The organism is Sphingomonas sp. (assembly GCF_019242355.1).
GTDB lineage: Bacteria > Pseudomonadota > Alphaproteobacteria > Sphingomonadales > Sphingomonadaceae > Sphingomicrobium.
In genome coordinates, this window is record NZ_JAFAVR010000235.1 from 1 (window position 1) to 4,857 (window position 4,857).

Sequence of the window (4,857 nt, forward strand, 5' to 3'; positions counted from 1 at the left end):
AACGGAGCCTCGGCCTCGGGCGTCCCGGGCTCGGTGGACTTGAACGCCATCCCCGAAAGCATGATCGAGCGCGTCGAAGTCCTCCAGGACGGCGCCTCGGCGATCTACGGATCGGACGCGATCGCCGGCGTCGTCAACATCATCACCAAGCGCGAGCAGGCCGGCTTCCAGGCGAGCGCGCAGGTCGGCGAATATGACGAGGGCGACGGCTTCTCGCAGAACTACCAGCTGAGCTGGGGCAACGGCATCGGCAAGCGGACCCAGATCGTCGCCGGCGTCGGCTATGTGAAGAACAACCCCGTCTTCGCCCGCGACCGCGCGATTTCCGCCTACCCGACACCCTATGGCACCAGCTGCCTCGCCGGCGGCTGCTCGTCGGGAACGCCGAACGCGCGCTTCATCGTGCTTGGCCAGGACCTGACCCTCCGCCAGCCGGTCATCGGCGGCGTCCCGGTCTACAACCCGGCCGACCCGACCGATCCCGCCAGCGATTTCAAGGCGTTCACGACGGCCGACCGGTTCAACTTCGCGCCCTACAACTACCTGCTGACGCCGGTCAGGCGCATCGGCGGCTTCGTCAACGTCCGGCAGGAGATCACTCCCGACACGCACCTGACGATCAAGGGCCTGTACAATCGCCGCGATTCGAAGAACCAGGCGGCGCCGCTGCCGCTGTTCGTCGGTCCGGACGCCGGCAACGGCAACCTGCTCGACCGGATCACGATCGACGGGAGCAACCCCTACAACCCGTTCGGGACGCTTTATTCGGGCGTGAACCTGGACGGGACGCCGAACGGCGACACACCGAACTACAGCTTCATCGGCAAGCGCCTCGTCGAGGCCGGCCCGCGCCGCTATTCCCAGAAGGTCGACACCTATTACGGGACCGCGACACTCGACGGGAAGGTCGCGCTTGGCGGCAGCGACTGGTTCTGGGACATCAACGGCATCTGGGGCCGGAACAAGGCGACGCAGGCGTTCACCGGCGACGTCAACGCGCAAAAGCTGGCGATTGCGCTGGGCCCGGTCGCGACCTGCCAGGCGACGGCGGGCTGCGTGCCGTTCGACATCTTCGGCGGCCAAGGTTCAGTCACCCCGGCGATGCTCGACTATGTCGGCTACGTCGAGCACGACAGCTCCAGCCAGAACATGTGGGGCGGCTCGGCCAATATCTCAGGCAAGCTGTTCAGCCTGCCCGGCGGCGACCTCGGCCTTGCGGCGGGCGCCGAATATCGCAAGCTCAAGGGCCGGTTCGACCCGGATCCCATCACCGCGGCCGGCTTCACCGCCGACATCCCGGCGCAGCCGACCCGCGGCGGCTATAACGTCAAGGAGGTGTATGCGGAGCTCGACGCGCCGATCCTCACCATCCTCGATGTGACGGCGGCGGCTCGCTATTCGGATTACTCGACCTCCGGCAGCAAGACCACGTGGAAGGTCGGCGCCAACATCACGCCGATCCCCGACCTCAGGTTCCGGGCGAGCTACGGCACCGGCTTCCGGGCGCCGACGATCGGCGAGCTGTTCGGCAGCAAGACGCGCTTCGACGCCCAGCTGACCGACCCCTGCTCGGCGAGCGCGAGCCCGACCGGAAGCGTCCTCGCGAATTGCGCGGCGCATGGGGTTCCGGCCGGATACCAGCAGAACAACCCGCAGATTTCGGTCGTGACGGGCGGCAACCAGGCACTGAAGGCGGAAACGTCGAGAGGCCTGGTGCTTGGCGCTGTCTACAGCCCCGCAGCGCTCGGGCACCGGGTGTCGGCGGAGATCAGCTATTACCGGATCTCGGTCAACGGAGCGATCCAGCAGGTCGACCCGGCGACCATCCTCGCCAATTGCTACATCAACAACGATCCTGTCGCCTGCGCCGCCGTGCCGCGCACCTCGTCGGGCCAGATCACGCAGATTCAGGGCGTGCTTCAGAACATCGGCGGCATCCGCACCAACGGCATCGACGTGAACCTGAGCGCCCGCCTGCCGAGGACCGGTATCGGCCAGTTCGTGCTGACCGCCAACCACAGCTTCCTCGGCAAATATGACGAGCTGATCCCGACCGCGACGGGAACCCAGGTCGTGCATCGCCGCGGAACCGAGATCGGAAGCCCGTACAACGGCTATCCGCGGGTGAAGATCGTCGATGCGATCGACTGGACGCTGGGCGATGTCGGCGCGACCTTCACCGGGCGCTTCATTTCGAAGATGAAGGAGAGCGACGGTCACACGATCGCCGAGCGGACCTATTTCGACGCTCAGGCCCGGTGGCAGCCGGCATTCATGCGGACGCTTGGCCTCGCGGTCGGCGTCAACAACATCTTCGATCGCGATCCTCCGACCTGCACGACCTGCGGCATCCCGAACTACGACCCGAACCTCTACGATATCCCGGGCCGTTACATCTACGCGCGGATTTCGGCGAAGCTGCAGTAAGGCATCGGCAACCGGAGCCTCCCGCCTGGCGAGCAGGCGGGGGAGCTCCGCCGATTGCCGGCCGCGCGAGGGTCGCGCATAGCGGCCCTCGTAACGGGTGGAGCGCGGCGATGCGGGTGCTGGTGACTGGGCTTGGGGATATCGCCCGCAAAGCCTATCTGCCGGTCCTCGGGCCCATGTCCGGATTGGAGCTCCACCTCGCCACTAGGAACCGCTCGGCCCTGGCGGAAGTCGGCGCGGCCTACGGGATCACGAACCTCCATTCGTCCGTGGAAGAGGCGCTAACGACCGGGGAATTCGATGCGGCGCTTGTGCATGCGGCAACGGAGGCTCATCCGGCGTTGGTCAGACAGCTGCTGGCCGCGGGCGTATCCGTGTTTGTCGACAAGCCGCTCGCGGACAGTTTCGACGCGGCAGCGCAACTGGTGGCGCTGGCGGAAGCGGCGGACCGCCTGCTGATGGTCGGGTTCAACCGGCGGTTCGCGCCGGGCTATGCGGCACTTCGCAACCGGCCGCGCGAGTTCTGCCTGATGCAGAAGCATCGGCGTGGACCGTTCGATACGCCGCGGCGAACAGTGTTCGATGACTTCATCCATGTCGTCGACACTCTGCAGTTCCTTGCACCCGCACCCCCCGAGCGGGTCTCGATCGAGACTCTTGTCGAGGGTGGCCTGTTGCGGTCGGCCACGGTCATGCTGGCGTCGGCCGGGCATTGCGCCGTCGGCAGCATGAGCCGCGCCAGTGGCCTGGACGAGGAACGCCTGGACGTCGTTGGCGGCGGCGTGAGGCGATCCGTGCTCGACCTTTCCGAACGCCGCGAAGCAGTCGAGGGTCGCGAGACCGTCGAACGGCGCCCGGACTGGGCCTCGGTCGGCCGGCAGCGCGGGTTCGAGGCGATGTGCGCCGACTTCCTCGATGGGGTTCGCGAAGGGCGGCGGACGGCGTCGGCCGACATCCTGGCAACCCACCGGCTGTGCGAGGCCATCGTCACGCACGCAGAGGCGAACTGACCTTCTCTCACCGATTGCTCACCCGCTGCTCATGACGCTCACCGCCGAGCCCGCCACTTCGGCCGGGCAACAGGCGGAGAATGGGACGTGGAAAGAATAGGCGGGACGCGCACACCGGGTTTCAAGTTGATGCTGGCGATCGGGATCGGCTTCCTGCTGTCGATCCCCTTATTCTCGATCTACCTGCTGAATTACGGGCGGCAGTCCGAATCCAGCGATGCGATGCAGTCGATCACCTCGGGCTGGGGTGGGCAGCAGGTGATCGGCGGCCCGGTGCTCGTCATCCCATACCGGACGAGCGCGACGACGACCTCCGTCGAGAGCGGTCAGAGCGTCACGCGCACCAGCACGGTCGAGCGGGAGCTTCAGCTTGCTCCCGAGATCCTCGACATGACGACCGGCCTGCAGCCGCAGCTTCGCAAGCGGTCGATCTATCAGGCGGTCATCTACGATGCCACGATGTCAGGACGAGCCCGGTTCGCCTTCCCACCGGACCTGGGCCAAACCGGTGTCGACCCCGCGCAAATGGACCTGACCCGCGCCGAGCTGCGCTTTTCGGTCAGCGACGCGCGCGGGCTGGGCAGCAACCCTAAGGTGGTCGCCAACGGCGTCGCGCTCCGGCTCCAGCCGGGCGGCGGCAGCGCCGGCGGTCGCGGCTTCTTGGCGCCGACCGATGCCACGGGTCTTGCCTCGAAGCCGCTGACGGTCGGATTCGAATACGGCATCCGCGGGAACGAGACGCTGAGCCTTGCGCCCCTGTCGGGTGACACGCGCTGGACCGTCCATTCGCCCTGGCCGAGCCCAAGCTTCGGCGGCGACTTCCTACCCGGCGACCGGCAGGTATCGGACAAGGGTTTCGACGCAACCTACCGGATCGGAAACCTCGCGCTCGGCCGATCTCTGGCCGACACGATCGATCCCAACGCCAGGCAGAGCGATCAGAACGACGCCCAGGTCGCACAAATCAGCCTGATCCAGCCGGTCGATATCTATTCGCAGGTCAATCGCGCGACGAAATACGGTTTTCTGTTCATCGGCTTCACCTTCCTCGCGCTGCTCATGTTCGACGTCATCGGCGGGGTCAGGGTGTCGAGCGTCGAATATCTGCTGATGGGCGCGGCACTGGTCCTGTTCTTCGTCCTTCTTCTCGCGTTTGCGGAGGTGATCGGCTTTGCGCCGGCCTACGTCCTCGCGGCGGCCGCGATTGCCGGGCTGAACACGGCCTATGCCGCGGCGGTGCTCGCGAGCTGGCGGCGGGCAGCCTTCATCGGGGCGCTTCTGATCGGGCTCTATGCGGTTCTCTATGTGCTGATCAGCCTGGAGGCGTTCGCACTCCTGATCGGGTCGCTGCTGCTGTTCGCCGCTCTGGCGGGCGTGATGTATGCGACTCGGCGGATCGACTGGGGCGCGCGGTCGGAGG

Annotated in this window: 3 protein-coding genes; all 3 read left to right on the forward strand. The window is 66.6% G+C overall.

Going from position 1 to position 4,857, the window contains the following annotated elements; genetic code table 11:
- Positions 1-2,427 (forward strand): TonB-dependent receptor (locus JOZ79_RS11545; RefSeq protein ID WP_294074269.1); only part of this gene is annotated, 2,427 nt, incomplete at its 5' end.
- Between the two features lie 110 nt (positions 2,428-2,537).
- On the forward strand, positions 2,538-3,437 hold the full coding sequence (locus JOZ79_RS11550) for a Gfo/Idh/MocA family oxidoreductase (protein ID WP_294074271.1): 900 nt from the start codon (positions 2,538-2,540) through the stop codon (positions 3,435-3,437).
- An 87-nt stretch (positions 3,438-3,524) separates the two neighbouring features.
- Positions 3,525-4,857, forward strand: a 1,333-nt coding sequence (gene creD, locus JOZ79_RS11555; RefSeq protein WP_294074273.1) for a cell envelope integrity protein CreD, incomplete at its 3' end; no start/stop codon positions are given.